The following is a 26,129-nucleotide window of genomic DNA, read 5'->3' on the forward strand; positions in this document are numbered from 1 at the left end:
CCGCGACGATAACCAACCCTGTCAACGTCCTCGGCGTGACCGGCCCACGGCCGCGCCGGGACGGCTACTGTCGCAACAGTGCGGACCAAGCAGGAGCTGTCGACGGCGATCCGGGAACGGCGGCGGGCGGCGCTGGTGGTCAACGCCCACTCCCGCCGGGGCCGGCGCCTCTACGACACCGTCCACGCGCGCCTGCGGGCGGCCGGGTTCACGCTGCTCGGCGTGTACCCGGTGGACCGGCCCGGCGAGCTGGACCGGGTGCTCGCCGAGGCCGCCGACCTGGGCCCGGACCTGCTGGTCACCGGTGGCGGTGACGGCACCGTCGGCGCGGCGGCCCGGCTGCTCGCCCACCGGGACGTCGCGCTGGGCCTGCTGCCGCTGGGCACCACGAACAACTTCGCCCGTACCGTCGGCGTCCCGCTCGACCTGGACGCCGCGATCGGCGTGCTCACCGGCGGCAAGGTGATCGACGTCGACCTGGGCCTGATCGGCGACACCCGGTTCACCAACCACGTCGGGATCGGGCTGTCCGCCGACATCATGCAGTCCGCGCCGCCGGGGCTGAAGCGGGTCGCCGGGCGGCTTGCGTACCCGATGACCGGGCTGGGGCTGCTGGCCCGGCACCGGCCGCTGGCCGTGACAGTCCGCGCCGAGGGCCGCGAGCACACCTTCACCACACACCAGGTGTACGTGGCCAACGGCGGCTTCCACGCCGGCCGGCCGATCACCGCCGACGCCACCGCCGACGACCGGCTGCTGGTCGCGTACCCGGTGGGCGGGCCGACCCGGCGCGGGCTGCTGCGCGAGACGGCGCGCAACGCGGCGGCCGGCCACCGCCGCACGCTCGGCGACGAGCCGTTCCTGGCGGTACGCCAGCTGTGGCTGGAGACCGACCGGCCGGCCCGCATCGAGGTCGACGGGGAGCCGTACGGGCAGACGCCGGTCCGGATCGGCCTGGACCCGAACGCGTTGCGGCTGATGGCCCGCTCCGACAGCCCGGACCACTGACCGGTCAGGCCCAGTGCTCCTCGTCGGGCAGCGGGATCTCGGTGTTCTGCTCCACCGCGTCGGCGGCGGTGAGGTCGTCGCGCACCGACTCGCCCAGACCCGCCCGGTCGCTCGGCGGGCGCAGCGCGCCCTGCTCGGCCAGGTCCGCCTCGCTCGCCTCGGGCACGGCCGCGTCGACCGTGTCGGGTGGGCCGACGAGCGTCTCGTCCTGCCGCTGCTCCTGCGCGTCGGCCTCGGGCGGGCGGCGCAGCGCGTCCTCGCTCATCGGGCGCGCCCCGTCACGCCGTGCGCCGCACGTACGGCGCGCTCTGGTCGGCCACCTCGCCGTACTCGGCCGGCAGTTGCGCGACGACCTGCGCGTAGGCGGCCGGGTCGACGGCGTCGCGCAGCACGTCGAACACCGCGGTGACCCCGTCCCGGGCGGCGTCCACGTCCACGTCCGCGCGTCCGCTCACCCGCTCCACGAACACGTCGAGCCCGAACGGCTCGGCGTCCTCGGCCGGGCCGAACGCGTACGCCCGCAGCGCCTCCGGCAGCCGGTCGGCCAGGTCACGGGCCTCCCCGCCGTCGATCCGCTCGGCCAGCGTGGTGAGCGTCGCCCGGGTGATCGCCGTGGCCTGCTCCGCGGACGCGCTGCACCGCTGGGCCACCGCGCCGATGAACTGATCCTGGTCCATCTCGCCGCCTTCCTCCGCCGGGATGGCCGGATTCCCGCGCTGGACCTCCGCAAACGGCCGCCGGGCCGGGTAGTAGCGTGCAGCCCGGAACCCGCAGCGAGGAGGCCCCGACAGTGCAGCCGACGACCGTGGACGTGCCCACCCCCGACGGAACCGCCGACGCCTACCTGGCCACGCCGGAGACCGGCGGGCCCTTCCCGGCGGTCCTGCTGTTCATGGACGCGTTCGGGCTGCGGCCCCGGGTCGCGGAGATGGCCGCCACGATCGCCGCCCGCGGGTACGTGGTGCTCGCCCCCAACCTGTTCCACCGCGCCGGGCGCGCCCCGCTGATCGACCTCGGCGCGCTCGCCGACGACAGCCGCCGGTCCGCCCTGTTCGAGAGCATCGGGCCGATGATGGCCGCGCTGACGCCGGACGCGGTGGCCCGCGACACCGCCGCCTACCTGGACTTCCTCGCCGCCCGGCCGGACGTCGCGCCGGGACCGGCGGCGATCACCGGCTACTGCATGGGGGGCACGAACGCGCTGCGCGCGATCGAGGCGCTGCCGGACCGGATCGCCGCGGTGGCCGCGTTCCACGCCGGCCGGGTGGTCACCGACGCGCCGGACAGCCCGCACCTGGCGCTCGGCGCGGTGACCGGCGAGCTCTACTTCGGGCACGCCGACGCCGACCCGTCGATGACCGCCGAGCAGATCGCCACGCTGGAGAAGACGCTGGACGCCGCCGGGGTGACCTACCGCTCCGAGGTGTACGCCGGCGCCCGCCACGGCTACACCCAGTCGGACACCCCGATGTACGACGAGCAGGCCACCCAGCGGCACTGGACCGCGTTGTTCGACCTGCTCGACCGCACGTACCGCCGCTGACCCGACCGCGCGCCGGGGCGGGCCGACGATTCACCGGCGCGGAGGCGGGTAACCGCCGTCATGGCCGACCGCCGCGCCGACACCGTCCGCTCGCCCCTGGACCGGGCGGTCGAGCGGGGCGGTTCCGCGTTGTCCCGGGCCCGCGCCGAGGGCGGCGCGGCCGGCCGGAACCGGCTGCGCCAGCTCGAGATCACCGTGGTGATCTCCGCGCAGGCCGGGCTGGCCGCGGCGCTCGCCGCGCTGCTCGCCGACGAGCTGCTCGGTTCCGGCGCGCACGTGTTCGCCCCCGCCGCCGCGGTCGGCACCATCGCCACCGCCATCGGCCAGCGCGCCCGGCGCACGTTCGAGCTGCTCATCGGCGTCGGTCTCGGCATCGTGGTCGGTGACCTGCTGCGCGCGCTGCTCGGCAGTGGATCCTGGCAGACCGGTCTGGTGGTCACCCTGGCCATCGCCACCGCGCTGCTGGTGGCCGGGCGCGGCGGCGCCCTCGTCGGCCAGGCCGGCGGTACGGCGGTGCTGATCGCCACGCTCGCACCGGTGCAGCCCGGCCTGGAACTGCCCCGCATCTTCGACGCGCTGGTCGGCGGCCTGGTCGGCCTGTTCGTGGTGGCGCTGCTGCTGCCGGTCAACCCGATCCGGGTGCTGGACCGGGCGGTGGAACCGGTGGTCTCCCGGCTCACCGAGCAACTCGACGCCGTCGCCCACGCGCTGACCCGCCGCGACGCCGACGCGGCCCAGCAAGCCTTGGAGGACCTGCGCGGGATCGAACCGGACATCGGGCGGCTCAACGACGCGCTCAGCGGGGCCGAGGAGGTGGTCACCATCGCGCCCGCCCGCTGGCACCGCCGCGCCCAGTTCCACAGGTACGCCGACGCGACCCAGCACCTCGAACGCATCGTCCTGTACGCCCGCTCGATCGCCCGACGGTCCGCCACCGCGTTGCAGTACGACGAACCGGTCCCGCCCGCGCTGCCCGACGCGGTGGCTCGCCTCGGCGAGGCGGTGCGGGAACTGAAGCGGGCCTGCAAGTCCGGGGACGACCTGGAAGGCACCCGGGAGCTGGTGCGGCAGGGCGCCGAACTGGCCGGGCGCGCGTGGTCGCAGGGCGTGCGCGCCTTCGGCGAGGCGATGATCAGCGACCTGCGGACCGGCCAGAGCGAGCTGCTGCGGGCCACCGGCTGCCGGCCCGAGGACGCGAACGGCAGCGTGCGCCGGGCCGCCGGCGCGGGCGAGGCGGAGGCGCGTCCACCGGTCCGGGCCCGGATGAGCCGCCCGGTCCGGCGCCGGCCCGCCGGGCGGCCCCGGCCGAAGGCCACCGGGCGTCAACTGGCACCTGCCCGGGGCAGCCCGGCTGGTTAGCGTCGGCGCGCGCCGGTGAGCACGCGCGGATCGGCGACGACGCCGACCGCGGCGACGACGGTGAGCGCCGCCATCGCGGACACGAGGAGCATCAGGGGGCGGTGCCATCCGGCCGCCCGGTTCCGTACGGTAGTCATGCCTGTAGATGCTCGTGACGGCCCGGGCCGGTCGCGCCCGCCCGCAGGCCGCGTTCGCGGCCACGGGTCGGAGGGCGTCTCCTACTCCGGGAGGAGGCCGGCCGGTCAGTCCGGCAGCCGGGGCATCTCGACGCCCGGGTCGCGGCCGAGCAGCACCCCGCGGGTCAGCGCCCGCGAGCCGAAGCGGTCCCGTACCGCGTCGACGGCGGCGTCCAGCGCCGGCCCCGGGTCGGCGGTTAAGGGCAGGGCGAGCTGGGTGTGCCCGCCGCCGAGGTTGCCCACCGACACGCCGAGCAGCGTGACGCCGCGCAGGTCGATCTGGGGCAGTGCGGCGCGCAGCAGGTCCCGGGCGGCGGCCCGCAGCGGCCCGGTCTGCGCGGTCGGCTCGTCGAGCGTCTGCGACCGGGTGGCCCGGGTGTAGTCGGCGAAGCGCAGCCGCAGCGTCACCGTGCGGCCGGTGCGCCGGGCGGCGCGCATCCGCCCGGTGACCCGGTCGACCAGCCCGGCCAGCACCGCGTCCAGGTCGGCGGGGGAGTGCGGCCCCCGTCCGAGCGCGTGCTGCGCGCCCATCGAGGAGCGGCGGCGGCCCACCTGCACCGCCCGGGGGTCGCGGTTGTGCGCCAGGGCGTGCAGGTGCCGGCCGGCGCCCGCGCCGAGCAGCGACACCAGTGCCGGCTCGTCCAGCCGGGCCACCTGCCCGACGGTACGGATGCCGCGCTCGCGCAGTCGCGCGGCGGTGACCGGGCCGACGCCCCACAGCCGCTCCACCGGCAGCGGGTGCAGGAACGCCAGTTCCCGGTCCGGCTCCACGACCAGCAGCCCGTCCGGCTTCGCCACGCCGCTGGCGACCTTCGCGAGGAACTTCGTCTGGGCCACGCCGACGGTGATCGGCAGGCCCACCTCTCGGCGTACCCGCTCCCGCAGCGCGGCCGCGACGGCGGCCGGTGCTCCGGCGAGCCGCCGCAACCCACCCACGTCGAGGAACGCCTCGTCGATGCTGAGCCCTTCGACCAGCGGGGTGGTGTGCCGGAAGATCTCGAACACCGCCCGGCTGGCGGCCGTGTACGCGGCCATCCGGGGCGGCACCACGAGCGCGTCCGGGCAGAGCCGCCGCGCCTGCCGGCCGCCCATCGCGCTGCGCACGCCCCGCGCCTTGGCCTCGTAGCTGCACGCGAGCACCACGCCGCCGCCGACGATCACCGGCCGGCCGCGCAGCCGGGGGTCGTCGCGCTGCTCGACCGAGGCGTAGAACGCGTCCAGGTCGGCGTGCAGGATGGTGGCCTCGCTCGACACCCCGCCATCCTCGCACACATGTTCGAATCGAGGGGATTGACCTGCCCGGACGCGGACGACCGGCCGACGGGAGCGCCCGTCGGCCGGTCGCGTGCGCCTTACCGTCCGTAGACCTCGAACTCGTAGAGCGAGAAGCCGTACGAGGTGGCCCGGGTGACGCCGTACATCCGCACGTAGCGGGCGCTGACCGGGGCGAAGGTCACGTTGTCGACGCCGCCGTTGCCGGTAATGGTGCTGAACACCGGCTGCCAGGAGTTGCCGTCACCGGAGACCTCGATCCGATAGCCGGTGGCGTACGCGGCCTCCCACCGCAGCACCGCCCGGCTGATCGTCCGGGCCGAGCCCAGGTCCACCCGCAGCCACTGGTTGTCGTTGTAGCTGCTGGCCCACCGGCTGCCCAGGCTGCCGTCCACCGCCTTGGCCGGGGTGTTGCTGGTCAGGAACTGGGTGCTGGACGCGGTGGCGGTACGGCCCTGCGCCAGGTTGGTCACCGTGTCGCCCCGGCGCGCCGGGAACGAGACGACCTGCTGGTACGTGGGCCGGTTCTGCCAGGCGATCAGCGGGTGGGTGATGCCGCCGAGCCCGGACTGGGCGATCGAGTCGGCGCACCACTGGTCGCCCGCCCCGCAGGACGAGTCGCCCGGGTAGACGGTGGTCGCCGGTGCCGCCGCGGCCTGGCCGAGCGTGTCGAGCAGCGCCTGCCGGCACGCGCCGAGGTTGCCGTTGCCGCAGTAGGTGCGCCCGAGCCCACCGGCCACCGGGTCGCCGAGCACGGCCCGCAGGTCCTTGTCGACGTAACCCCACCAGCCGTACTGGAACGCCGAGCCCTTGTGCGCCTGGCCCTGCGACGCCCAGTTCACGGTGCCGTCGCGCGCCGCGTTCTGACCGCCCGAGGGTGACTCGTTGACCTGGAGGGCGCCGACGAGCGCGCCGTACAGGTCGGGGCCGAGGCCGGGGCGGAACTGCGCCGCGGCGAGCAGCGGCCACCAGGCGTCGAAGATCCGGATCGCCTCGGCGTGCTGGTAGACCTTCGACCCCGGCGATGTCTCCACCCGCCGCGACCCGGCCTGCTGCCAGGCCCGCAGCTTGCTCACCGCGGCGGCCAGCGCGGGGTCGGTGACCGGCGTGCTGTCCAGCACCCGCAGCAACTCGCCGAGCACCTGCTGGCCGCGCAGGTCGGTCACGGCCGCCTCGGCGGTGATCCGGACGACGTCGGCGCGGCTGAGCTTGCGCTGGGCGATGGCCGCCTTCACCGGACCGTCGAGCAGCTGACCCCGGTGCACCGCGCCGTAGCTGAAGTTGCCGTCGGCCGCGCCGAAGTCGCGCGCCTGCTTGTTGTTCCAGCTGACGTAGTAGTCCTGGTTGACCGACTGCGGGTGGGCCGACGCCGGGGCGTAGGTGGCGTCGTTGGTGTCCGGGTTCCAGCCGGCCCACTCGTACGCCGGCTCCGCCTTCATCGGCAGGTTCGGGTCGGAGGTGGAGGAACGCACCGGGTTCGAACCGGAGTTGTAGTACGCCGCCTCGGTCGAGTTGACGTAGAACCAGTTGAACGCGTACCCGACGTTCGCGGCGGACGCCTGGAACGCCGCCGCGCTGCCCATCGCCGCCGGGTCGTTGTACGCCTGGAAGCCGATCGCCGAGTCGGCCTCGTGCCGGTAGGTGGAGCGCAGCTTGGTGAACGCGGTCGGCTGCCCGTTCACCAGCCCCCGGTAGGACACCAGCCCGTACTTGGTGCGCAGCGCGCGCAGCGTGTACGCGCCGGCGGGGGTGGAGTCGGCGAGCGTCGGCGACCAGGAGTTGCGCTTCTCGAGCACCTCCATGGCCAGGCACTGGCCCCGGTAGAGGTAGCGGTTGGAGCGCAGCGTCGGCGTGCTGCCGTCGGTGGTGCACAGCGGCACCGCGTACGTGTCGGTCAGGTCCTGCGAGGCGGAGGTGGCGCTCCACGCGTAGTCCTGGCCGCGGCCGAGCAGCACGTAGAGGTTCAGCCCGGCGAACGCGGCGCCGCGCGCGCTGATCCCCGGCCCCTGCAGTTCCTGGAGCATGAGCAGCTGCGGGGCGAAGTAGCCGGTCTGCGGGCCGAACACGGCCACCGGGTTACCGGTGGTGGTGTGCCGGCCGGAGACCACGACCGCGTTGGACATGCCGTGCGTGCGCAGGGTGGACAGGCCGCCGAGGAGGTCCTTGGTGGCGGCGCTGCTGCCGGTACGGGCGGCGGCCCCGCCGGTGGCGTCGTACGCGAGCGGCTCGGCGACCACGGTGCCGGCGTCGGGCAGCACCGCGCTGGTGGCGCCGGGCGGCGTCGCGCCGTACGGGAAGCTCTGCCCGTCGTGCAGCGTCAGCACGGTCTCCGGGTCGTTCTGCGAGCGGAACGCCGCCCAGACCCGGTCGCCCTCGGTCGGGCCGTACTTGGCCCGGGCGGCCACCCGGACCAGCGCGGACTGCACCTCGTTGCCGCCGCCTCCGCCGAACAGCCCGCCGATGACACCGGCGGTGGCGATCAGGTCGGTCATGGTGAAGTGCTTGGGCTTGCCGGCGCCGGTGAGCACGTACTCGCCGGGGTAGTTGTCGTCGGCGATCGACTTGTCGATGTAGGCGTTGATGCCGGCGATGTAGTCCGCCACGTCGGTGTAGAGCTGCTGGCCCCGGGTGCCCTTGAGGCGCAGCGCGTCCACCTGGGCCTGGAGGTCCGCCTCGGTGTAGGGCGAGTTGGCCCAGACGCTCTGCTCCAGCTCGCGGTTGCCGGGTGCGCCGCCGGCGAACGAGCTGACGTTGCCGCGGCCGACGTGCCGCAGCAGGTCCATCACCCAGAGCCGGTCCTGGGCGCCGGCGTACCCGGCGCCGAACATGGTGCCGGCGCGGGTGGTGCCGGTGACGTGCGGGACGCCGGTGGCCTTGTCGCGCACGATGGTGACGTCCGAGCGCGGCGAGATCCTGCTCTCGACCTGCGCGTCGGGGACGCCGAACGAGGCGTCGTTGTAGAAGTGGGCGATCTGCTCGTCGGTCAGCCCGGCGTAGTTGTAGACCAGGTTGGCGTACTCGTCGAGCTGGTCGCTGGAGTGCGCGGGGCGGGTGCCGAGCGCCTGGTGGGCCAGGATGCCGGCGAGTGTGGCGTTGCCGTTCTGCCCCGGGGGCAGGATGTCGGCGCACTGGCCGAGGCAGTAGTCGTCGGGGGTGAACGTGGTGGCGGCGAGCGCGGGTGACGGCGGGATGACCGTCAGGACGCTCGCGGTGAGGGCGGCGGCGGTGAGCGCCGCGAGGCGGGCACGGATGGCGGGTAATGGCATGGCGATCCTCCGGGGACGCGGAGTAGGGCCGTTCGGTACGCCCGGCTGACGGCGTCTCGGCCTCCGCGCCCGGGCGTCCTGCCCGGAGGTGAGAATGACTCATATCTATCTGCGGGCAATGATCGGCGTATCCCTGCCGTCCGGGATAGCCGTTGTTCACCAGCCGTCAATGCCGACGTTTCGCCGCGTTCCGTCCCGCAACGACGCGGTGGGGGTGGCGTCGTTGCCACCCCCACCGCTCTCCCCGCCGGTGCGCCGTCAGTGCTTGTGGAACGACTGGCGCACCACACCCCCCACCAGCGCGCACCATGTGGTGGTGCTGATCTTGCCGTTGGGCGGTAGTCCGTGCAGGCGCTGGAGGTCCTTCACCGCCGTGCGGGTGGCGTGGTCGTACTCGCCGGTCTCGGTCACCTCGGCGTAGCCCTTGGAGGCGAGCATGAACTGCGCGGCGGCCACCGGGACGCCGGACGACTTCTGGTCCAGCTCCGGAGCCAGGGTCTCCCAGGTCGGCGCGGTCAGCGTGGCGTCGATGTCGACCGGGATGGCGTTGCGCGCCTGCCAGTCCTGCACCGCCGCGACGGTGGCCGCGTCGAACACGCCGGTGACCGGCACGATGTAGCCGCGGAACGCGAGCAGGCGCTGGGCGACCTGGACCACCGGGCCGCCGACGAACCGCCAGATGTCCGGCCAGCGGCGGGCCGGCACGTCGCCGAGTTTGGTGCCGAGCTGCTTGAACACCGCGCGGCGCAGCGCCGGGAACTCCCGGTAGAACATCGCGCCCGGGCAGAGCGTGGCCCGGAAGTCCCAGTGGCCGAAGATGTCGTGGGCGTGCAGCCCGTACTGCCGGCAGATCGCGGTGCACAGCCGTACGAGGGAGTCGAGCAACTCCTCCGGCGGCGCCTCGGTGACGTAGGTGCCCTCGTTCTCGATGCCGATGGCCCGCCCGTTCTCGCCCGGGCAGTGCGCGGCGATCATCTGCCGGTCTCCGGCGCGCAGCCGGTCCAGGCTGCCGTGCCGTCCCTCCAGGACGTGACCGCCGCGGCTCACCGTGAAGTGCTGCCCGGTGTCGGACCAGCCGTTGCCGTCCATGTGCAGGTCCTGGCAGTCGCGGGCGAGCTGCTTGGCGTGCTCCTCGGAGTAGTCCGTGACGTTCGGGAACGCCATGTGGTGCACGATGATCTTGTTGGTCGGGATCGCGCTGACCGACAGCGGGTCGGCCGGCGGGCGGGCGGCCCACTCGTCGCAGCTGATGATCCAGTCGAGGTCCGCGCCCGGTGCGGCCTGCGCGGCGGCCGGCAGGGCGAGCTCGCTCCCGACGACCGCGACCGCCGCGGCGCCGAAGCCGGCCCGCAGCAGCGTTCGGCGGTCCAGTTCGGGGTGGTCGAAGTGCATCTCGCCTCCTCGATGGCCCGGCCGGCGCCGGGCGATGTAAAGGAACTGCAGCAACTGAGCGCGTGGTGGAGAATATTGCCAAGCTCGCGCGTCGCGCCAGAGGACAAAAGCGACGCTCCTCGGCCGTTCCTATCGCCGGAGTAGGCGATCTCACGTCCGCTGACCGGGACAGACCATGGTCTTCCGTGATCCGCCGTGACAGCCTGGGCCGGTGCAGTCGCCCAGCCTGACCGGGATCGTCGTGCTCGTCGCGGTGCTCGCGGCCGCCACCGCCTTCGGCTGGTGGCGCCGCCGCCACGACGGGCGGCTACGCGCCGTCCGGAAGCGCCCATCGGCCACCGACGCGCCGCACCGGGCCACCCTCACCACCCTCGGCGTACGCCCCGGCGAGGTCACGCTGCTCCAGTTCTCCGCACCGGTCTGCCCGCGCTCGGCCTCGCCGCCACCGGCGCCGCGCTCGCCGCGGCCTTCCTCAACGCGGCGTTCGGGCTCTGCCTCGGCTGCGAGGCGTACCTGACGATCCGGCGGCTGGCCGGGCGCCCGCTCGCCGCCCGGGTGGCAGTGCCCCCGCGCTGACCGTCCGCCCGTACGCTGGCCCCGGCGGATGGGGGAGAGGCATGGCGGGTCGCGGGCGGCTGGACCGGCGTAGCGTGCTCGTGGCCGCAGGCGGGCTGGTGGTCGCCGGGATCGGCGTGCCGGTCGGGCTGGCCGCCACGAACGACCCGCCGCCGCCCCCGCCGCGCGGCCGTCGACCGATCAGCATGGCGATGCACCTGCACGCCTCGTTCAGCGAGGGCGTCGCCAGCTACGCCGCCCACCTCGACCAGGCCCGCCGCAACGGCGTCGACGTGCTCTGGTGGACCGACCACGACTTCCGGGTCGCCGCCCACGACCACCGCCGGGTCGTCCACTTCGACGGCCCGGAGGAACGCGAAGGCGGCCTGGCCTGGACCTGGCAGCCCGCCACCGAGGGACGGCTGACCGGCTCGGCCGCCGACTTCGTCGACGCGCCGGACGCCCCCGACGGCCCGGGCCGCGCGCTGCGCCTGGTCGCCGCCGGTTCCGGCACCCACTGGTACGCGGGCAAGGCATGGAACTGGACGCACACCGCCAACATCTCCGACACCACACTGCACCTCGACGTACGCCCCGAAGCGGCCGGCCGGGACGCCACGCTCACCATGGAACTCGCGCTGTCGCACCACCCGGCCGGACCCGGCCGGCCCGCCGGGCAACTCGTGCTGCGCTACCGCCTCGGCGGCGTGGACACGGTCCGGCACACGGTGGACGGCCGCCACGGCACCGTCGAACTGCCCGCCCCGGCCAGCGCCTGGCGGCGGCACACGTTCGACCTGCTCGCCGACGTGCGGCGGCTCTGGCCCGACATCGTCGCCGGGGACAACTCGCTGCGCGGGCTGCGCCTCGGCGTGACAGCGGCCGGTGGCACGCGCGGCGCGTACCTGGTGGACCGGCTCGTCTTCGACCGCGCCCGCCGCGCCGGCCAGGCGGGCGAGGAACTGCGCGCCGAGGTGCTGCGCGGCTACGACGGCGCGTACCCCGGCGTCACCCACCACCGCGCGTACGAGGTGTCGATGGTGCGCCACCTCAACTGGTTCGGCGGCGACGGCACGCTGCCGCGCTTCCCGTCCCCGCCGTACCGGGACAACGACGTCGACGCCACCGAACGGATGGTGGAGTTCCTGCACGCGCACGGCGGCGTGGTGTGCTGGAACCACCCGCTGGACACCGAACGCCGGGAATCCCTGGCCCGCCTGCTGGTCAGCCGCGACGCGCTCGGCGTCGACCTGATCGAGATCGGACGCCGGCCGGTCGAGGACCACCTCTGGGCGTACGACGTGGCGGCCCGCAACGCGATCCCGCTGACCGCGGTCGGGGTCACCGACGACCACGACGGCACGGACTGGCGGGCCGGCCGGGACCGCAACGTCACCTCGGTGTGGGCGGCCTCGACCGGCCGGGACGACCTGGTCGCGGCGCTGCGTGCCGGTCAGGCGTGGTTCGCCGACCTGGCCGGCTACCGGGGCGCGCTGGACCTGGAACTGGGTGGCCGCAGCGCGATGGGCGCGCTCGCCGTGCTCACCGAGGACACCGTCACCGTGCGGCTGCGCGCCACCGACCTGCCCGCCGGGGCCACGCTGGAGACGGTCACCGGTGAGGTCGACCGGGCCGGTGTCGCGGACCCGACACCGGCGGTCCGGGTCGACCAGGTGCCCTGGCGGCGGTTGCGGCAGGGCTGGCACGACCTGCCGGTGCGCGTCGGCGCCGGCAAGTACGTCCGCACCCAGGTCCGCGACCGCGACGGCGAGATAGTAGGCGCGAGCAACCCCGTCTGGCTGCTGCGCACCCCGCCACCGGCCGGAATCCCCCCGTCTCGCCGCTTCTGACCCGCGCCCCCGCTCCCTCTCGTCGATCATGAAGTTGGCGGCGACGTCTGTCCTTTTTGTTCCTGTCAACTTCATGATCGACGAGGTGGGGGCGGTTGCCGGGGTCTGGTACTCGTGGCGGTGTGTCCGATACCGACCACCTGCCGCGCCGCGCCGTGCCGCGCGAGCGCCCGGCCGCCGACCGGCGACCGGAAGCAGCCGTTGCGGCGATGGCCGGCAGCACCGGCCCGGTGAGAATGACGAGCGAGGCGGCGCCTGACATCCGCCCGTGGGACGCCGTGGAGTCTGTCGCATGAGCGGCTGGGAACTGTCCGGATACACACCGGTCCGCCGGCTCGGCGCCGGCGCGTCGGGAAGCGTCGTGCTCGCCACCCACGACCCGACCGGCACCCCCGTCGCGATCAAGTACCTGGTCCGCGACCTGGGCGAGGACTCGGCGTTCCGGACCGCGTTCCGCGCCGAGGCCCGGCTTCTCGGCGAGATCGACGACCCGCACGTCAGCCGCCTCTACGAGTACGTGGAGAGCCCGCACGGCGCGGCCATCGTGATGGAACTGGTCGACGGCGTCTCGCTGCGCCAGATGCTGCGCGAACACGGCCCGACCACGCCGGAGGCCGCGCTCTGCGTCCTCAAGGGCTCGCTCGCCGGCCTGGCCGCCGCGCACGCACACGGTGTCGTGCACCGTGACTACAAGCCGGAGAACGTCCTGGTCACCGGCACCGGGCTGAGCAAACTCGCCGACTTCGGCATCGCCATGCCGATCGGTCAGGGCTCCGACACCACGGTGTCCGGCACACCCCGCTACATGGCCCCCGAGCAGTGGACCGGCGCCCCGGCCGCCCCGGCGTGCGACATCTACGCCGCCACCGCCACGTTCTTCGAGTGCCTCACCGGCCGGCCCCCGTACCAGGGACCGGACCTGCTCTCCCTGCGCGACCAGCACGCCAGCGCGCCGATCCCCGCCGAGGCGGCACCCCCGCCGGTGCACGACCTGCTGCGCCACGGCATGGCCAAACGCCCCGACGAGCGGCCGCCGTCCGCCGAGGCGTTCCTGGAACTGCTGGAACAGGTCGCCGGCACCGGCTACGGCCCGCAATGGCAGGAACGAGGGCTGCGCGAGCTGGCCCGGCGGGCAGTGCTGCTGGCCGCGCTGTGGCCGTTCCCGGACCGGGCCGAGGGCGCCACCGCCGTCGCGCACACCGAACTCGGCACGACCGCCACCGGCCGGGGCGGACGGTTCCGCAAGGGCCGCACCCGTACCGCCCTGGCCGCCGGCGCCGTGGCCGCCGCCGTCCTGGCCGGGGGCGCCGGCTACAGCTACGCCGCCCACGACGGCACGTCCACCGCCGGCCCGGCGAGCGCCGCTCCCGCCATCACCGGCGCACCCACACCGGACCCGACCGGCGCCGAGACGCCGAGCCCGTCACCGACACCCGCCCCGCCCAGCGCGTCCGCCGCGCCACCACCGCCCACGCCGCCGGACACCCCCGACCCGACCGGGACGCCGACCCGTACCGGCTCGCCCACCCCCAGCGCGTCCCCGAGCACCAGCGCGCCGCCGCCGGACGTGACCGCGCCGGTCGTGGACGGCGTCCGCGCCGACCCGGGTGAACTGGACCCGAAGGGCTGCCCCTACGGCACCAAGACCAGCACCGTCTCCGCCGCCGTCACCGACGACCGCAGCGGTCCGGCCGCGCTCACCGTCACGTTCGGCTACACCCTCGACGGCGCCACCGGCACGGTCCGGATGGCCGCCGCCGGGCGCGGGCTGTTCACCGGCACGCTCGGCCCGCTGTCCACACCCAGGCGCAGCGCCCGCATCCCCGTCCGGGTCACCGCCGCCGACGCCGCCGGCAACACGACCACCTCGGCGTCACCGGTGTACGTGACGCTCTACCACGACTGCACCCCCGGCTAGGAGTACGACAGTGCCCGCTGCCCCGCACCGCAGCCCGTCCCCGGGACGGCCGGCGTGACCCGTCCCGACGAACCGACCGAGGCGCTGCCCACCCGTGCCCTGCCGATCACCGGTGACGCGGACGCCGCCGAGCCCACCGTCCACCTCCCCGGGCCGGTGGGCGACCAGCCACCCGCCGAACCCACAGTCCACCTGACCCCGATCCCCGACGACCGCACCGCGGACCTTTCCGCCTCGGTCACGCCGACGCCGCCCGATGCCGAGCCGACCGTGCACCTGCGGCCGGGCCGGGCAGACGACGCGGGCGAGGCGACCGTCCATCTCCCTCCTCCGGCGCCGGACAGCGCGGCGGCGGAGCCGACGGTGGCCCTGCGTCCCACCCCGGACGGCAGAGCCGAGGAGGCCGCAGCGTCGTCCAGTCCGGCACCGGAGGGTGCGGCAGGGGAGCCCACGGTGAACCTGCGCGCGGCTCCGGACCAGGACGCCGGGGAGGTGACGGTCCATTTCCGTGCGGCCCCCGGCAGTCCAGCCGGCGAGCCGACGGTGAGTCTGCGTCCGGCTCCGGACCAGGCTGCGGGGGAGGCGACCGTCCACATGCGCGCTCCCGCGGGAAACGTGACCGGGCAGGCCACCGTCTACCCGCGTCCGAGCGCGGAACCGCCCCAGGCCATCGGCGCCGAGCCGACCGCGTCGTGGCAGCCGACCGCCTCCTGGCAGCCCACCGGCGTACCGCATCGGGGCCACCCCACCGGGACGGCGGCGACCGGCGCCGGTGCGTACCCGGATCGGACCGGCCAGGCGCGGGCGGTGAGTGGCGTCCCGGCGCCGGGCGGCGAGCTGCGCTTCGGACCGGGCGTGCCGGCGACGCCGCCGCCCGCGCCGCCCTGGCCCACCGCACCCCCGATCCGCCCGCGCCCGGTCTGGCGTCGCGTCGTCTCGGTGCTCTCCACGCTGCTCACCGTGGTGCTGTTGCTGGCGGTCGGCCTCTACCTGTGGCAGCGGTTGCGCCCGCTGGAGGTCGAGGGGGTCACCGTCGCGGTGCCCCGGCCGGCGGGTGTCGCCTGCGACGTGACTGTCGACGTGGTGGCCACCGTGCGTACCAACGGGCGCGGCGGGACGATCCGGTACCAGTGGTTCCGCTCCGACGCGCCGCCCGGCGCCGTGCTCACCGAACGGGTCGGCGGCGGACAGCAGACCGCGGTGCTCACCCTCAAGTGGACGTTCACCGGCGTCGGTACGACCACCGGGATCGCCACCGTCAACATCATCGAACCGTCGACGGCGCAGGCCAGCACCCGCGTCGTCTACCGCTGCCCCGGCGGCTGACCGCGTTTCCCCGCGCGCGGGTCCGGGTAGCCCCACCCGAACAAACCTGGACCACGCACGTGGAGGCCCTTCGATGAGAGACAACTTCGGGGACGCGGTGGGCGACGCGTTCCGATCGGTGATGCTGTTCCTGCCCAAGGCGGTCGCGTTCGTCGCGATCCTGATCGCCGGCTGGCTGATCGCCAAGGCCGTGCTCAAGCTCGTGGACAAGGTGCTGGAGCGGGTCCACTTCGACCGGGCCGTCGAGCGCGGCGGGATCAAGACCGCGCTGGCCCGCTCGAAGTACGACGCCAGCGACATCGTCGCGAAGCTGGCCTACTACGGCGTGCTGCTGGTCACGCTGCAGCTCGCGTTCGGCATCTGGGGCCCGAACCCCATCTCCGACCTGATCGCCGGCGTGATCGCCTGGCTGCCCCGGGCGTTCGTCGCCATCGTCATCGTGGTGGTCGCCGCGGCCATCGCCCGCGCGGTCAAGGACATCATCTCCAGCGCGCTCGGCGGCCTCTCGTACGGCCGGGTGCTGGCCAACCTCGCCTCCGTGTTCATCCTGGGCCTGGGTGTCATCGCCGCGCTCAACCAGATCGGCGTCGCCACCACCGTCACCACCCCGGTGCTGATCGCGGTGCTCGCCACCGTGGGCGGCATCCTGGTCGTCGGCGTCGGCGGCGGGCTGGTCCGGCCGATGCAGAGCCGCTGGGAGAACTGGCTGACCCGGGCCGAGGAGGAGTCGCGCACCATCGCCACCCACGCCCGCGCGTACCAGGCCGGCCGTCGTGACGTCGAGGCCCGTCTGGCCGCCACCGGCCCGTACGCGGACTCCGAGCTGACCCAGCCGGTGAGCCGCGACGCCGAGGCGGACCGCACTCAGCCGGTGCCCGCGTACCAGGGCACCCCGCCGGCCCCGGCCGCCGCGGACGCCACCGAGCCGGTGCCGCCGCAGGCGGGCGCGGAGGCGACGCAGCACATTCCGGCGTACGCCGACTCCGAGCGCACCCAGCCGACCACGCCGCGCCAGACGACGGCCGAGCAGGCCACGGACAGCGAGGCCACCATGGTCATCCCGCAGGCCGACGTGGAGAAGTTCCGCCGCTGACCCGACAGCCGCGACGAACCGGGGCGGGACCGCACGGTCCCGCCCCGCTTCGTGCCCGTCGCGGGACCACCCGGGCGCCGCGCGGCGGATAGGATTCCGGCATGACCTGGCGATGTTGATGCCCACCTGAGCGACGAGGCCGCGGGCCGCCGCGGACGCCGTGCATTCCGACCGGTGTCCGTCACGTCCCGTGGGAAGGTTCCATGCTCGTCGCACCTGCCCGCGTACCAGCGACCCGCCGTCTGGCGGCGACGCTCTACGGGTACGCGTTCCTCACCGACCTCGTCCTGCTCTACCCGCTCTACGTGCTCCTGTTCGCCGACACCGGCTTGTCGGTCGGGCAGATCTCCTCACTGTTCGCGCTCTGGGCGGCCGCCGGCATCGTGCTGGAGGTGCCCTCCGGCGTGTGGGCGGACGCGGTGTCGCGCCGTCTGCTGCTCTGCCTGGCACCGCTGCTCGCCGCCGCCGGGTTCGCGCTCTGGGTGCTGCTGCCGTCCTATCCGGCGTTCGCCGTGGGCTTCCTGCTCTGGGGCGCCGGTGGCGCGCTGCGCTCCGGCGCGCTGGAGGCGCTCGTCTTCACCGAGCTGGAACGCCTCGGCGCGGCCGACAGGTACGCCCGGCTGATCGGCCGGACCCGCACCGCCGAGGTGCTCGGCGCGGTCGGGTCCGGGGTGCTCGCCGGGCCGGTGTACGCGCTCGGCGGCTACTTCGCGGTCGGCGCGGCCAGCGTGGCGACCTGCCTGCTGGCGGCGGCCGTCGCGGCCCGCTTCCCGGAACACCGTCCACCACTCGTCCCGGCGCTGCCGAGCGTCGCGCCCGGGGGTGCCGCACCAGGGGACGAGCCGGGTGACGACGAGCCCGGCTGGCTGGACAGCCTGCGCCTGGGCCTGCGCGAGGTACGCGGCGACAGTCGCGTCCGTGCCGCCGTGCTGCTGGTCGCGGCGGTGACCGCGATCTGGGGTGGGCTGGACGAGTACACCGGGCTGCTGGCCGCCGACACCGGCACGGCGGAGGTGGGCGTACCGCTGCTGCTCCTGCTGGTCTGGGCCGGGATGACGGTGGGCGGGCTGCTCGCGCCGCTGGGCGAGCGGCTGTCCCACCGCGGCTACGCCGGTCTGCTGGTGTTCGCGGCCGGGGCGACGGCGGCCGGGGCGCTGCTGCGGCACCCGGCGGGGTTCCTGCTGCTCGCGGCCGCGTTCGCCGCGTTCCAGCTGGCCACCGTGCTCGCCGACGTGCGGCTCCAGGCCCGGATCGCCGGGTCGGCCCGGGCCACCGTCACGTCGCTGGCCGGGATGGCCACCGACCTGACCATCGTCGCCTTCTACGCGGGGTACGGGCTGCTCGCCGGTGCGGTCGGAAACGCGGCCGCCTTCGCGTTCGCGGTGCTGCCGTACGTGCTGGTGGCGCTCTGGCTCCTCACCGGTCGAGCATGAATCGCCAGAAAAGGGACCAATGGTCGCGCTCGCGTCCTAGCGTGGGTCCGGACATCGGCGACCCCGGGAGACGATCGCGGTGACGTTGGAAGCAGAGCGCACGCTGCGCGACGAGGAGCAGACCGGGCTGGCGGAGCTGGCCGCCCAACTGCGGGTGGACGCCATCCGGTGCAGCACGGCGGCAGGCTCCGGGCACCCCACGTCCAGCCTGTCCGCCGCCGACCTGCTCGCCGTGCTCGTCGCCCGGCACCTGCGCTACGACTGGTCCTACCCGGGCAACCCCGGCAACGATCACCTGATCTTCTCCAAGGGCCACGCCTCCCCCCTGCTGTACGCGGTGTTCCGCGCCACCGGCGCGATCAGCGAGCAGGAACTGCTGGAGACGTACCGGCAGGCCGGATCGCGCCTGCAGGGGCACCCCACGCCGGTGCTGCCCTGGGTGGACGTGGCAACCGGCTCGCTCGGGCAGGGCCTGCCGGTCGGCGTCGGGGTGGCGCTGGCCGCCCAGTACCTCGACCGGTCACCCGCGCACGTCTGGGTGCTCTGCGGCGACAGCGAGACAGCCGAAGGATCGGTGTGGGAGGCGCTGGACAAGGCCGGCCACTACGGGCTGCGCAACCTCACCACGATCGTCGACGTCAACCGGTTCGGCCAGCGCGGCCCCACCGAACTGCAGTGGGACCTGGACACCTACCGGCGGCGCGTCAAGGCGTTCGGCTGCCACTCGATCGTGGTCGACGGCCACGACCTGGGCGCGATCGACGAGGCGTACGGGCAGGCCCGCGAGACGACCGGGCCGACTGTGGTGCTGGCCCGCACGGTCAAGGGCAAGGGCGTACCCGAGGTGGAGAACGACCCCTCCTGGCACGGCAAGCCGTTCGACCCGGAGCTGGCCGACCGGGCCGTCCGGGCGCTGGGCGGCCCCCGGCGGATCCGGGTCGCCGGCCCGAAACCACCGGCCGCGCCGCGCACCGCCCCGGCCGAGCACGGAGAGCCGGAACTGCCGCGATACGAGCGCGGGGCGAAGGTCGCCACGCGGGACGCGTACGGCGACGCGCTGCGCGCCCTCGGCGCCGCCCGGCCCGACGTGGTCGCGCTCGACGGCGAGGTCAGCGACTCCACGCGGGCGGAACGTTTCGCCACCGCGTACCCGGATCGGTTCTTCCAGATGTTCATCGCCGAACAGCAGCTCGCCGCCGCGGCGGTCGGCATGGCGGTCCGCGGCTACCGGCCGTTCGCGGCGACGTTCGCCGCGTTCTGGTCCCGGGCCTACGACTTCATCCGGATGGCCGGGGTGTCCCGGGCCGACATCGCGCTCGTCGGGTCGCACGCCGGAGTGGAGATCGGCCCGGACGGCCCGTCCCAGATGGGGCTGGAGGACATCGCCGCGCTGCGGGCGGTGCCCGGCTCCACGGTGCTCTGCCCGGCCGACGCGGTCTCCTGCGCGGCCCTCGTCGCCCAGATGCCCGACCACCCGGGCGTCACCTACCTGCGGACGACGCGCGGCAAGTACCCGGTGCTCTACGACGACGGCGAGCCGTTCCCGATCGGCGGCAGCCGGATGGTGCGCGACGGCGGCGACGTGGCGCTGCTGGGCACCGGCGTGACCGTGCACCTGTGCCTCGCCGCCGCCGACGAGCTGACCCGCGAGGGCATCGACGCGCGCGTGATCGACATGTACTCGATCAAGCCGGTGGACCGGCAGCGCCTGGCCGAAGCCGTCGTGGAGACCGGCGGGCGGCTCGTCGTGGTCGAGGACCACTACCCGGAGGGCGGCCTGGGCTCCGCGGTGCTGGAGGCGCTCGCCGACCTGGGCGAACCCGCCCGGGTCAACCACCTGGCGGTACGCGGGCTGCCCGGCTCCGGCACCCCCGCCCAGCAGCTCGACCGGGCCGGCATCGGCGTCGGCGCGATCGTCTCGGCGGCGCGGGCCCTGGCCTGAGACGGCGTTCGCCCGGACCTGTGGCGCTCGCGGCCCGTGCCCACCTGGACGGGTGGCGCTCGCGGCCGTGTCCGTCCGGAACGGTGGCGCTCGCGGCCGTGTTTGCCGCGGCCGGCGGCGGGTAGCCACGCTGCCGTTGCGACGGGAGGACCGACGATGGCCGAACCCGAGTTCTACGCGCGGGTGTCCGCCCGCGCCGGCGTGCCGGTGGAGACGGCCCGCGCGCTGACCGAGGCGACGCTGCGCACGCTCGCCGAACGGATCAGCGGCGGCGAGGCCGACGACCTGTCCGCGCACCTCGCGCACGAGTTGCGTCCGCTGCTGGCCCGCGCCCGGGTCGAAGATCCCGAGGTCTTCGGGTACGACGAGTTCCTGCGCCGGGTCGCCGAGCGCTCCGGCGCGACACCGTCGGACGCCGAGCGCGGCGCGCGGGCGGTGTTGCAGGCGCTGCACCGGGTGGTCGGGCCGGCCCAGTTCAACCGGGCGCTGTCCCAGCTGCCGCGCGAGATCGCCGAGCTGGCCCAGCCCACCCCGCGCCCCGCTTAGGTGTAAGGAAGGGCCCCTTGTTAACGCCTCCGGTAGAGGAAGGGCCCCTTCTTAACACCCGCCGCGATGCGCCGCACCGCGTCGGCGCCGGGGAGGCGTCACTCCGGCAGCGCGTCCAGGTAGACCCAGCGGCCGTCCTCGCGGGCGAAGCGGCTGTGTTCGGCCAGCACGCCCGCCCGGCCGTCCTCGCGGTAGTGCGCCCGGAACCGGACCGTCCCGGTGCTGTCAAACAGGCCGCCCTGCCCGGTCTCCGCGATCTCCAGCCGGGTCCAGCGGGTGCCCGGGTCCAGCTCCAGCCGCTCCGGGCGGGTGGTGGAGTGCCAGCTGTGCCGCAGGTAGGCGGCGTCGCCACGCGCGAACGCGCTGAACCGGGACCGCATCAGCGCCTCCGCGGTCGCCGCCGTCGCCTCGCCCCGGTGGACCGGGGCGCAGCAGTCCGCGTACGGCCGGCCGGTGCCGCACGGGCAGGCCGCCGACCGTTCACCCCGTCTCGCCATGCCACGATTCTCCCAAGCTGCGGAGAGGTGTTAACAAGGGGCCCTTCCTCTACCGGAGGCGTTAACAGGGGGCCCCTCCTTACACCTCAACCCAGTAGGCTTCCTCGACCATGAGTGTGAGTCCCACCCAGCGTGCCCTGGAACCCGCGCAGGTCCGCCGCTACCTGAGCGCCTCGCTCGGGCCCGGTGCCGAGGTGGCCGACTGCGGCCCGCTGACCGGGGGCGGCTTCGCCGCCGTCTGGCAGGTACGCCTCACCGACGGCCGCGACGTGGTGCTCAAGGTCGGTCCGCCGCCGCACGTACCGCTGCTGCGCTACGAGCGCGACATGATCGGCGCGGAGGCGCACTACCTGCGCCTGGTGGCCGACCGCGCACCGGGGGTGCCCACGCCGGAGCTGCTGCACCACGGTCGCCACCCCGAACTGGGTGACTGGCTGCTCATGGCGCGGCTACCAGGTCGTACCCTCTGGGACCTGAGCCAGGCCGGCGCGGACGTCGGACCGCTGCGCGCGGAGTTCGGCCGCGCGCTCGCCGCGCTGCACACGGTGACCGGCGGGCGGTACGGCTACGACGGCGACCGGGCCTCCGGCGCGACCTGGCGGGACGCGTACACGGCCATGGTGGACGACATGCTCGCCGACGCCGCGGACTGGGCGGTGCCGCTGCCGGTGCCGGCGTCCCGGATCCGGGAGCTGGTGGCGCGGCACGCGGCGGTGCTCGACGCGGTCGACCGCCCGGCGCTGCTGCACTTCGACGGCTGGGCCGGGAACGTGCTCGCCGTCGACGGGCCGGACGGCACGCCGCGTCTGAGCGGCCTGGTCGACGGCGAACGGTACCTGTGGGGCGACCCGCTGATGGACCTGGTGTCACCGCTGCTGTTCCGCCGCGTCGAGGACGAGCCGGACGACCCGCTGGTACGCGCCTACCGCGAGGCGGCGCCGTTCCCGCTGGACGCCGGGGCGCGGCGGCGGCTCGGGCTCTACCGGCTGTATCTCTACCTGCTGATGACCGTCGAGATGCCCAGCCGCAACATCACCGCCGACAACGACCCCGGCCGGGTGGAGCTGCTGGCGGACCTGCTCGGCGCGGAACTGGCCGACCTGGCGCGCTGAGCCTCACCGGGTCGCGGTGGCGAAGACGACGATGTTGTCCGGGTAGCTGCCGGTACCCGGGTCGAACCGCCCGCCGCACGTGATCAACCGGAGCCGCGCCGCCGCGTCGCCGCCGTAGACCCGCGCGGTGGGGAAACGCTCCTTCGGGTACGCCCCGACGCCGTCCACAGTGAACGTCGCGGTGCGCCCGTCGGCCCGCAGCACCCGGATCGTGTCGCCGGGGCGCAGCCGGCCGAGGTCGAAGAAGACCGCCGGGCCGTGCTGCGAGTCGACGTGCCCGACCAGCACCGCGTTGCCGGCCTGGCCGGGGGCGGGACCGGGGTGGTACCAGCCGGTTACCTCGGGGCGTTCCAGCGGCGGCACCTCGAGCGCACCGTCCGCGTCGGTGGCGACCGGGACGATCTCGGCGTCGACGCCGATGCGCGGGACGGTGACCCGCACCGGCGTGGACCGGGGGAGCGGCGGGCCGGCCGTACCGGGGCGTTCGGTGGCGGGCGCGGCGGAGGCGCCGGGCTGCGGTGGTGACGCCGACGTGGTGCCGAGCCCGGCCGAGACCAGCCCGGTGCCGGTGGCGGCGGCGACGGTGACGGCGGTGACCAGGACGGCGGTGTGCAGGCGCGAGCGGCGCTGCGACTCCGACAGCATCCCACCTCCGTTCGACGGGGACGCGGCGCCCGCGCCGGATGCTCCGGCGCGGGCGGACCGCTCGGCGTGCTTCTCAGGCTGCGGCGTCCGCGCGGCGGCGGCGGATGACCGCGTACGCGCCGCCGGCGAGCGCTCCGGCGGCCAGGACGCCACCGGCGATCAGCACTCCGGTGTCGCCGTCGCGTCCGCCGCCACCGGCCTGCGCGCCGCCGATCGGGGTGACGGTGAACGTGGCGCTGCCGCCGTCGCTGCCGTCGCCGCACGTGGTGGCCACGGTGTACGTGCCGAGCGTGAACCCGGCGGTGAACAGTTCGGCGCTCAGGCCACCGCCCGCCGCCGCCGTGGTGGACCGGACGTTCTGGTCCCGGTCCGGGCCGGTGACCCGGAAGATCGCGTCACCGGCGTTCGGGTTGCACGTGGTGGTCAGCACGACGGTGCCGCCGACCGGGGTGGTGGCGGGTGAGACTCTGGTGTCCGCCAGCGCGGCGGCCGGGAGCAGCAGTGCGCCGAGGCCCACGCCGAACGCCGCCGATCCGAGAAATGACTGTGCCTTCATCCGCGTCTTCCCTCACTTTTCGTCCGCTGTAGGCGTGGGACGTCGTTCGGGTGGCCAACTCCGTGACGAGCACCGGTGTGGCCAACACTAGGAGGGTTGCGGCGGTCACTGGGGGTAATTGAGAAATCTTCGTTGCCGTCCGGTGTGCTCCCTGCCGCCACGAGAGGGCGGACATGCCGGGCCAGGCCGGACGGCGAGCCGTCCCGGTTCGCCGCGTCTGGGTCCGCTGTCCGTTTCGCGCCTACCGGATGGGCGGCTCCGGGCGGACCAGCCCGGTGTCGTACGCGAGCACCACCGCCTGGATCCGGTCGCGCAGCCCCAGCTTGGTGAGGATCGCCGAGACGTGGGTCTTCACGGTGGCGGTGCTCAGGTGCAGCCGGGCGGCGATCTCCGCATTGGACAGTGCCCGCGCGGTCAGCGTCAGCACCTCCCGCTCGCGGGCGGTCAGCACGGCGAGCGCGTCGCCGGCGGGCGCGGGCGCGGGCAGCCGGTCGGCGTACCGGTCCAGCAGCCGCCGGGTCACGGTGGGTGCGAGCAGGGCCTCGCCCCGAGCCACCACGCGTACCGCCTCGGCGAGGTCGGCCGGGCGGGTGTCCTTGAGCAGGAACGCGCTCGCCCCGGCGCGCAGCGCGGCGTACACGTGCTCGTCCAGGTCGAACGTGGTCAGCATGACCACCCGCGCCGGGTTGCCGGCGGCCACCAGGTCGCGGGTGGCGGCGATGCCGTCGCGGCGGGGCATCCGCACGTCCATCAGCACCACGTCCGGACGCGTCCGCGTCGCCACCGCGACGGCCTCGACGCCGTCGGCGGCCTCGCCGACCACGCTCAGGTCGGGGCGCGCGTCGAGGACGGTACGCAGCCCGGCGCGGATCAGCTCCTGGTCGTCGGCGACCACCACCCGCACGGTCACCGGTCCGCCCCGACCGGAAGCCGCGCGTGGACCCGGAAGCCGCCGGCCGGCAGCGGGCCGGCGTCGAGCGTGCCGCCGAGCAGCCGGGCCCGCTCCCGCATGCCGACGATGCCGCGCCCGCTGGACGTACCGGGCCGGCGGGCGGGTGCCGGGCCGTCGTTGACGACCTCCAGCCGCAGCACCCCGTCGCCGTAGCGGACGTCGACGTCGGCATGTGTGGCGTGCCCGTGACGCAGCGCGTTCGTCAGCGACTCCTGCACGATCCGGTACGCCGACAGCTGCACCCCGCCGGGCAGCGCCTCGCCGTCGCCCTCCCGGCGCAGCGTGACCGGCAGGCCGACCGCCCGTACCGCGTCGGCGAGCGCGTCGAGCTGCGCCAGTCCCGGCTGCGGTCCGTCCGGATCGGACCCGTCGTCGAGGGCGAGCGCGTGCAGCATGGCCCGCAGCTCGGTGAGCGCCGACCGGGCCGCCGTGTCGATCGCGGCGAGCGCGGCGCGGGCCTGCTCCGGCTGCTCGTCGAACACGTCCTCGGCGGCGGCGGCCTGCACGGCGATGACCGCGACGTGGTGCGCGACCACGTCGTGCAGCTCCCGGGAGATGCGCTCCCGTTCGGCCGCGCGGACCTGCCGTTCCCGTTCGCAGCGCCGCTGCGCCTGGCCGCGCTGCAACTCGCCGAGCGCCCACGCCAGGTCCAGTGCGATCACCGCCAGCAGCAGGTCCCGCCAGCCGCCGGTGAGCAGCTTCCACGGCGTGGGCGCCATCAGCAGACCGAGCGCGACGAGCGAGTAGCGCGGTGGGCGCAGCCGGGCCACGTACGCCATCGGGATCGCGACCAGGCCGAGCCACCCGAGCTGCGGGCAGAGCGCCTCCAGGCCGACGCCGGCCAGCGCGGCGACGGTGAGGGCGTACCCCGGGTGGCGCCGGATCCACAGCAGACAGCTGGCCTGCGCGACGGCGAGGCCGACCGCGACGGCGGTCGCGCCGGTCGTGTCCGGGCCGGCGTCGGAGGCCAGCAGCGCGAGCAGGCACACGGCGAGGCTCACGGTGGCGATGCCGCCGTCGAGCAGCAGCAGGAACCGGGACCGGGACGCACACCTCATGTCCGGATGCTAGGCCGCCGGGCCGCCGCTTCTCATCGGTCGCCAGACGGAGATCCGGGCCGTGGTCGGTCCGGCGACGGAGCCGGGAACCGCTCCGCGGCCCGATCCGCGCGGCGGCCCGCCGGACCTAGCGTCTCCGGCAGTCGTCCCGAAGTGGAGGAGTCACCGATGGAGACCACGATCCCGACCGTCGCCACCCGCCCGAATCGCCGCCGGGACCGTCTACTCACCGTGCTCGCGGCGTCCGCCGCCGCGCTGCTGGGCTGGGTTCTTGCGGTGCCGGTGGCCGGCGTGGAGCTGGTCGCGCGTACCGGCTCGACCGACCAGCCGGTGACGCCGGTGGCCGTGGTGGTGAGCGCGCTGCTCGCCGGGCTGGCCGGCTGGGCGCTGCTGGCCCTGCTGGAGCGGCTGACCGCCCGGGCCCGGACCGCCTGGACGGTGGTCGCGGCCGTGGTGCTGCTGGTTTCCCTCCTCGGGCCGCTCGGCGGGGGAGTGGGCGGGGCGGCGACGCTGACGCTCGTGGCGCTGCACCTGGTCGCGGGCGCGGTGCTGATCACCGGCCTGCGGTGGACCGCCGCCGGGTGACGGGCGGTCCCGGGCCGCCGCGACGGGGGCGGCCGGCCCGAGGCC

At 74.9% G+C, this 26,129-nt stretch carries 23 protein-coding genes and 1 pseudogene; 13 read left to right on the forward strand and 11 right to left on the reverse strand.

Features of this window, described 5'->3' with window-relative positions:
• Nucleotides 1-78: 78 nt before the first annotated feature.
• Complete coding sequence (locus O7604_RS23150) at nt 79-1,008, forward strand: diacylglycerol kinase family protein (protein WP_281577753.1); 930 nt, start codon at nt 79-81, stop codon at nt 1,006-1,008.
• A 4-nt stretch (nt 1,009-1,012) separates the two neighbouring features.
• On the opposite strand, the gene O7604_RS23155 is transcribed toward O7604_RS23150, so the two are convergent.
• Together O7604_RS23155 and O7604_RS23160 are read right to left on the reverse strand one after the other, a co-directional pair.
• Nucleotides 1,013-1,273 carry a hypothetical protein gene (locus tag O7604_RS23155; RefSeq protein WP_281577754.1) on the reverse strand — a complete coding sequence of 87 codons (261 nt, stop codon included), beginning with the start codon at nt 1,271-1,273 and terminating at the stop codon, nt 1,013-1,015.
• Nucleotides 1,274-1,286: 13 nt separating this feature from the next.
• A complete protein-coding gene (locus tag O7604_RS23160; RefSeq protein WP_281577755.1) occupies nt 1,287-1,685 on the reverse strand; it encodes a DUF2267 domain-containing protein in 399 nt (132 codons plus the stop codon).
• Between the two features lie 113 nt (nt 1,686-1,798).
• On the opposite strand from O7604_RS23160, the gene O7604_RS23165 reads away from it, so the two are divergent.
• The gene (locus O7604_RS23165; RefSeq protein ID WP_269705894.1) at nt 1,799-2,551 is read left to right on the forward strand and encodes a dienelactone hydrolase family protein; all 753 of its coding nucleotides are present in this window, start codon (nt 1,799-1,801) and stop codon (nt 2,549-2,551) included.
• Nucleotides 2,552-2,611: 60 nt separating this feature from the next.
• The gene (locus tag O7604_RS23170) at nt 2,612-3,910 is read left to right on the forward strand and encodes an FUSC family protein (protein ID WP_269705896.1); all 1,299 of its coding nucleotides are present in this window, start codon (nt 2,612-2,614) and stop codon (nt 3,908-3,910) included.
• On the opposite strand, the gene O7604_RS23175 is transcribed toward O7604_RS23170, so the two are convergent.
• From O7604_RS23175 to O7604_RS23190, 4 genes are all read right to left on the reverse strand, one after another.
• A complete protein-coding gene (locus tag O7604_RS23175; protein WP_281577756.1) occupies nt 3,907-4,047 on the reverse strand; it encodes a hypothetical protein in 141 nt (46 codons plus the stop codon). The genes O7604_RS23170 and O7604_RS23175 overlap by 4 nt on opposite strands.
• A gap of 105 nt (nt 4,048-4,152) precedes the next feature.
• Nucleotides 4,153-5,340, reverse strand: a complete 1,188-nt coding sequence (gene dinB, locus O7604_RS23180; RefSeq protein WP_281577757.1) for a DNA polymerase IV — start codon at nt 5,338-5,340, stop codon at nt 4,153-4,155.
• A gap of 98 nt (nt 5,341-5,438) precedes the next feature.
• Nucleotides 5,439-8,624, reverse strand: coding sequence for a penicillin acylase family protein (locus O7604_RS23185; RefSeq protein WP_281577758.1), 3,186 nt, complete (start codon nt 8,622-8,624; stop codon nt 5,439-5,441).
• 258 nt (nt 8,625-8,882) lie between these two features.
• Nucleotides 8,883-10,016: an N-acetylmuramoyl-L-alanine amidase gene (locus O7604_RS23190; RefSeq protein ID WP_281577759.1), complete on the reverse strand. Its 1,134-nt coding sequence runs from the start codon at nt 10,014-10,016 to the stop codon at nt 8,883-8,885.
• 417 nt (nt 10,017-10,433) lie between these two features.
• Here O7604_RS23190 and O7604_RS29600 point away from each other — a divergent pair.
• The 8 genes and pseudogenes from O7604_RS29600 to O7604_RS23230 form a co-directional block, all read left to right on the forward strand.
• Nucleotides 10,434-10,592: pseudogene (locus O7604_RS29600) on the forward strand (DUF4395 family protein); the annotation flags it as partial.
• Nucleotides 10,593-10,633: 41 nt separating this feature from the next.
• The gene (locus tag O7604_RS23200; RefSeq protein ID WP_281577760.1) at nt 10,634-12,421 is read left to right on the forward strand and encodes a hypothetical protein; all 1,788 of its coding nucleotides are present in this window, start codon (nt 10,634-10,636) and stop codon (nt 12,419-12,421) included.
• A gap of 292 nt (nt 12,422-12,713) precedes the next feature.
• Nucleotides 12,714-14,339: a serine/threonine-protein kinase gene (locus O7604_RS23205; protein ID WP_281577761.1), complete on the forward strand. Its 1,626-nt coding sequence runs from the start codon at nt 12,714-12,716 to the stop codon at nt 14,337-14,339.
• Nucleotides 14,340-14,393: 54 nt separating this feature from the next.
• Complete coding sequence (locus O7604_RS23210) at nt 14,394-15,665, forward strand: hypothetical protein (protein ID WP_281577762.1); 1,272 nt, start codon at nt 14,394-14,396, stop codon at nt 15,663-15,665.
• Between the two features lie 73 nt (nt 15,666-15,738).
• Complete coding sequence (locus tag O7604_RS23215) at nt 15,739-16,758, forward strand: hypothetical protein (protein ID WP_269705918.1); 1,020 nt, start codon at nt 15,739-15,741, stop codon at nt 16,756-16,758.
• A gap of 203 nt (nt 16,759-16,961) precedes the next feature.
• Nucleotides 16,962-18,191: an MFS transporter gene (locus O7604_RS23220; protein WP_269705920.1), complete on the forward strand. Its 1,230-nt coding sequence runs from the start codon at nt 16,962-16,964 to the stop codon at nt 18,189-18,191.
• Between the two features lie 79 nt (nt 18,192-18,270).
• Complete coding sequence (locus tag O7604_RS23225; RefSeq protein ID WP_281577763.1) at nt 18,271-20,133, forward strand: transketolase; 1,863 nt, start codon at nt 18,271-18,273, stop codon at nt 20,131-20,133.
• Between the two features lie 156 nt (nt 20,134-20,289).
• Complete coding sequence (locus O7604_RS23230; RefSeq protein WP_281577764.1) at nt 20,290-20,679, forward strand: DUF2267 domain-containing protein; 390 nt, start codon at nt 20,290-20,292, stop codon at nt 20,677-20,679.
• 98 nt (nt 20,680-20,777) lie between these two features.
• On the opposite strand, the gene O7604_RS23235 is transcribed toward O7604_RS23230, so the two are convergent.
• A complete protein-coding gene (locus tag O7604_RS23235; RefSeq protein WP_281577765.1) occupies nt 20,778-21,176 on the reverse strand; it encodes a YchJ family metal-binding protein in 399 nt (132 codons plus the stop codon).
• Between the two features lie 110 nt (nt 21,177-21,286).
• On the opposite strand from O7604_RS23235, the gene O7604_RS23240 reads away from it, so the two are divergent.
• Nucleotides 21,287-22,288 (forward strand): aminoglycoside phosphotransferase family protein, encoded by a 1,002-nt coding sequence (locus O7604_RS23240; RefSeq protein WP_281577766.1) that lies wholly within the window; start codon nt 21,287-21,289, stop codon nt 22,286-22,288.
• 3 nt (nt 22,289-22,291) lie between these two features.
• Here O7604_RS23240 and O7604_RS23245 read toward each other — a convergent pair whose 3' ends face one another.
• From O7604_RS23245 to O7604_RS23260, 4 genes are all read right to left on the reverse strand, one after another.
• Nucleotides 22,292-22,933 (reverse strand): class F sortase, encoded by a 642-nt coding sequence (locus O7604_RS23245; protein WP_269705928.1) that lies wholly within the window; start codon nt 22,931-22,933, stop codon nt 22,292-22,294.
• A gap of 73 nt (nt 22,934-23,006) precedes the next feature.
• The gene (locus O7604_RS23250; protein WP_013286444.1) at nt 23,007-23,489 is read right to left on the reverse strand and encodes a hypothetical protein; all 483 of its coding nucleotides are present in this window, start codon (nt 23,487-23,489) and stop codon (nt 23,007-23,009) included.
• A 241-nt stretch (nt 23,490-23,730) separates the two neighbouring features.
• A complete protein-coding gene (locus O7604_RS23255; protein WP_281577767.1) occupies nt 23,731-24,399 on the reverse strand; it encodes a response regulator transcription factor in 669 nt (222 codons plus the stop codon).
• Nucleotides 24,396-25,499 (reverse strand): histidine kinase, encoded by a 1,104-nt coding sequence (locus O7604_RS23260; protein ID WP_281577768.1) that lies wholly within the window; start codon nt 25,497-25,499, stop codon nt 24,396-24,398. Before O7604_RS23260 ends, O7604_RS23255 begins: the two co-directional genes overlap by 4 nt.
• Before the next feature lie 168 nt (nt 25,500-25,667).
• Here O7604_RS23260 and O7604_RS23265 point away from each other — a divergent pair, with 168 nt between their 5' ends.
• On the forward strand, nt 25,668-26,084 hold the full coding sequence (locus O7604_RS23265; RefSeq protein ID WP_269705934.1) for a DUF6069 family protein: 417 nt from the start codon (nt 25,668-25,670) through the stop codon (nt 26,082-26,084).
• Nucleotides 26,085-26,129: the final 45 nt, after the last annotated feature.

It is taken from the genome of Micromonospora sp. WMMA1947 (genome assembly GCF_027497355.1).
Taxonomy (GTDB): Bacteria; Actinomycetota; Actinomycetes; order Mycobacteriales; family Micromonosporaceae; genus Micromonospora.

Bases quoted from the DNA above. Each gene is read 5' to 3' on its own strand.
- O7604_RS23245 (WP_269705928.1), bottom strand. From the start codon at position 22,933: ATGCTGTCGGAGTCGCAGCGCCGCTCGCGCCTGCACACCGCCGTCCTG.
- O7604_RS23205 (WP_281577761.1), top strand. From the start codon at position 12,714: ATGAGCGGCTGGGAACTGTCCGGATACACACCGGTCCGCCGGCTCGGC.
- O7604_RS23170 (WP_269705896.1), top strand. From the start codon at position 2,612: ATGGCCGACCGCCGCGCCGACACCGTCCGCTCGCCCCTGGACCGGGCG.
- O7604_RS23185 (WP_281577758.1), bottom strand. From the start codon at position 8,624: ATGCCATTACCCGCCATCCGTGCCCGCCTCGCGGCGCTCACCGCCGCC.
- O7604_RS23175 (WP_281577756.1), bottom strand. From the start codon at position 4,047: ATGACTACCGTACGGAACCGGGCGGCCGGATGGCACCGCCCCCTGATG.
- O7604_RS23235 (WP_281577765.1), bottom strand. From the start codon at position 21,176: ATGGCGAGACGGGGTGAACGGTCGGCGGCCTGCCCGTGCGGCACCGGC.
- O7604_RS23260 (WP_281577768.1), bottom strand. From the start codon at position 25,499: ATGAGGTGTGCGTCCCGGTCCCGGTTCCTGCTGCTGCTCGACGGCGGC.
- O7604_RS23155 (WP_281577754.1), bottom strand. From the start codon at position 1,273: ATGAGCGAGGACGCGCTGCGCCGCCCGCCCGAGGCCGACGCGCAGGAG.
- O7604_RS23215 (WP_269705918.1), top strand. From the start codon at position 15,739: ATGAGAGACAACTTCGGGGACGCGGTGGGCGACGCGTTCCGATCGGTG.
- O7604_RS23265 (WP_269705934.1), top strand. From the start codon at position 25,668: ATGGAGACCACGATCCCGACCGTCGCCACCCGCCCGAATCGCCGCCGG.
- O7604_RS23190 (WP_281577759.1), bottom strand. From the start codon at position 10,016: ATGCACTTCGACCACCCCGAACTGGACCGCCGAACGCTGCTGCGGGCC.
- O7604_RS23200 (WP_281577760.1), top strand. From the start codon at position 10,634: ATGGCGGGTCGCGGGCGGCTGGACCGGCGTAGCGTGCTCGTGGCCGCA.
- O7604_RS23250 (WP_013286444.1), bottom strand. From the start codon at position 23,489: ATGAAGGCACAGTCATTTCTCGGATCGGCGGCGTTCGGCGTGGGCCTC.
- O7604_RS23240 (WP_281577766.1), top strand. From the start codon at position 21,287: ATGAGTGTGAGTCCCACCCAGCGTGCCCTGGAACCCGCGCAGGTCCGC.
- O7604_RS23230 (WP_281577764.1), top strand. From the start codon at position 20,290: ATGGCCGAACCCGAGTTCTACGCGCGGGTGTCCGCCCGCGCCGGCGTG.
- O7604_RS23220 (WP_269705920.1), top strand. From the start codon at position 16,962: ATGCTCGTCGCACCTGCCCGCGTACCAGCGACCCGCCGTCTGGCGGCG.
- O7604_RS23160 (WP_281577755.1), bottom strand. From the start codon at position 1,685: ATGGACCAGGATCAGTTCATCGGCGCGGTGGCCCAGCGGTGCAGCGCG.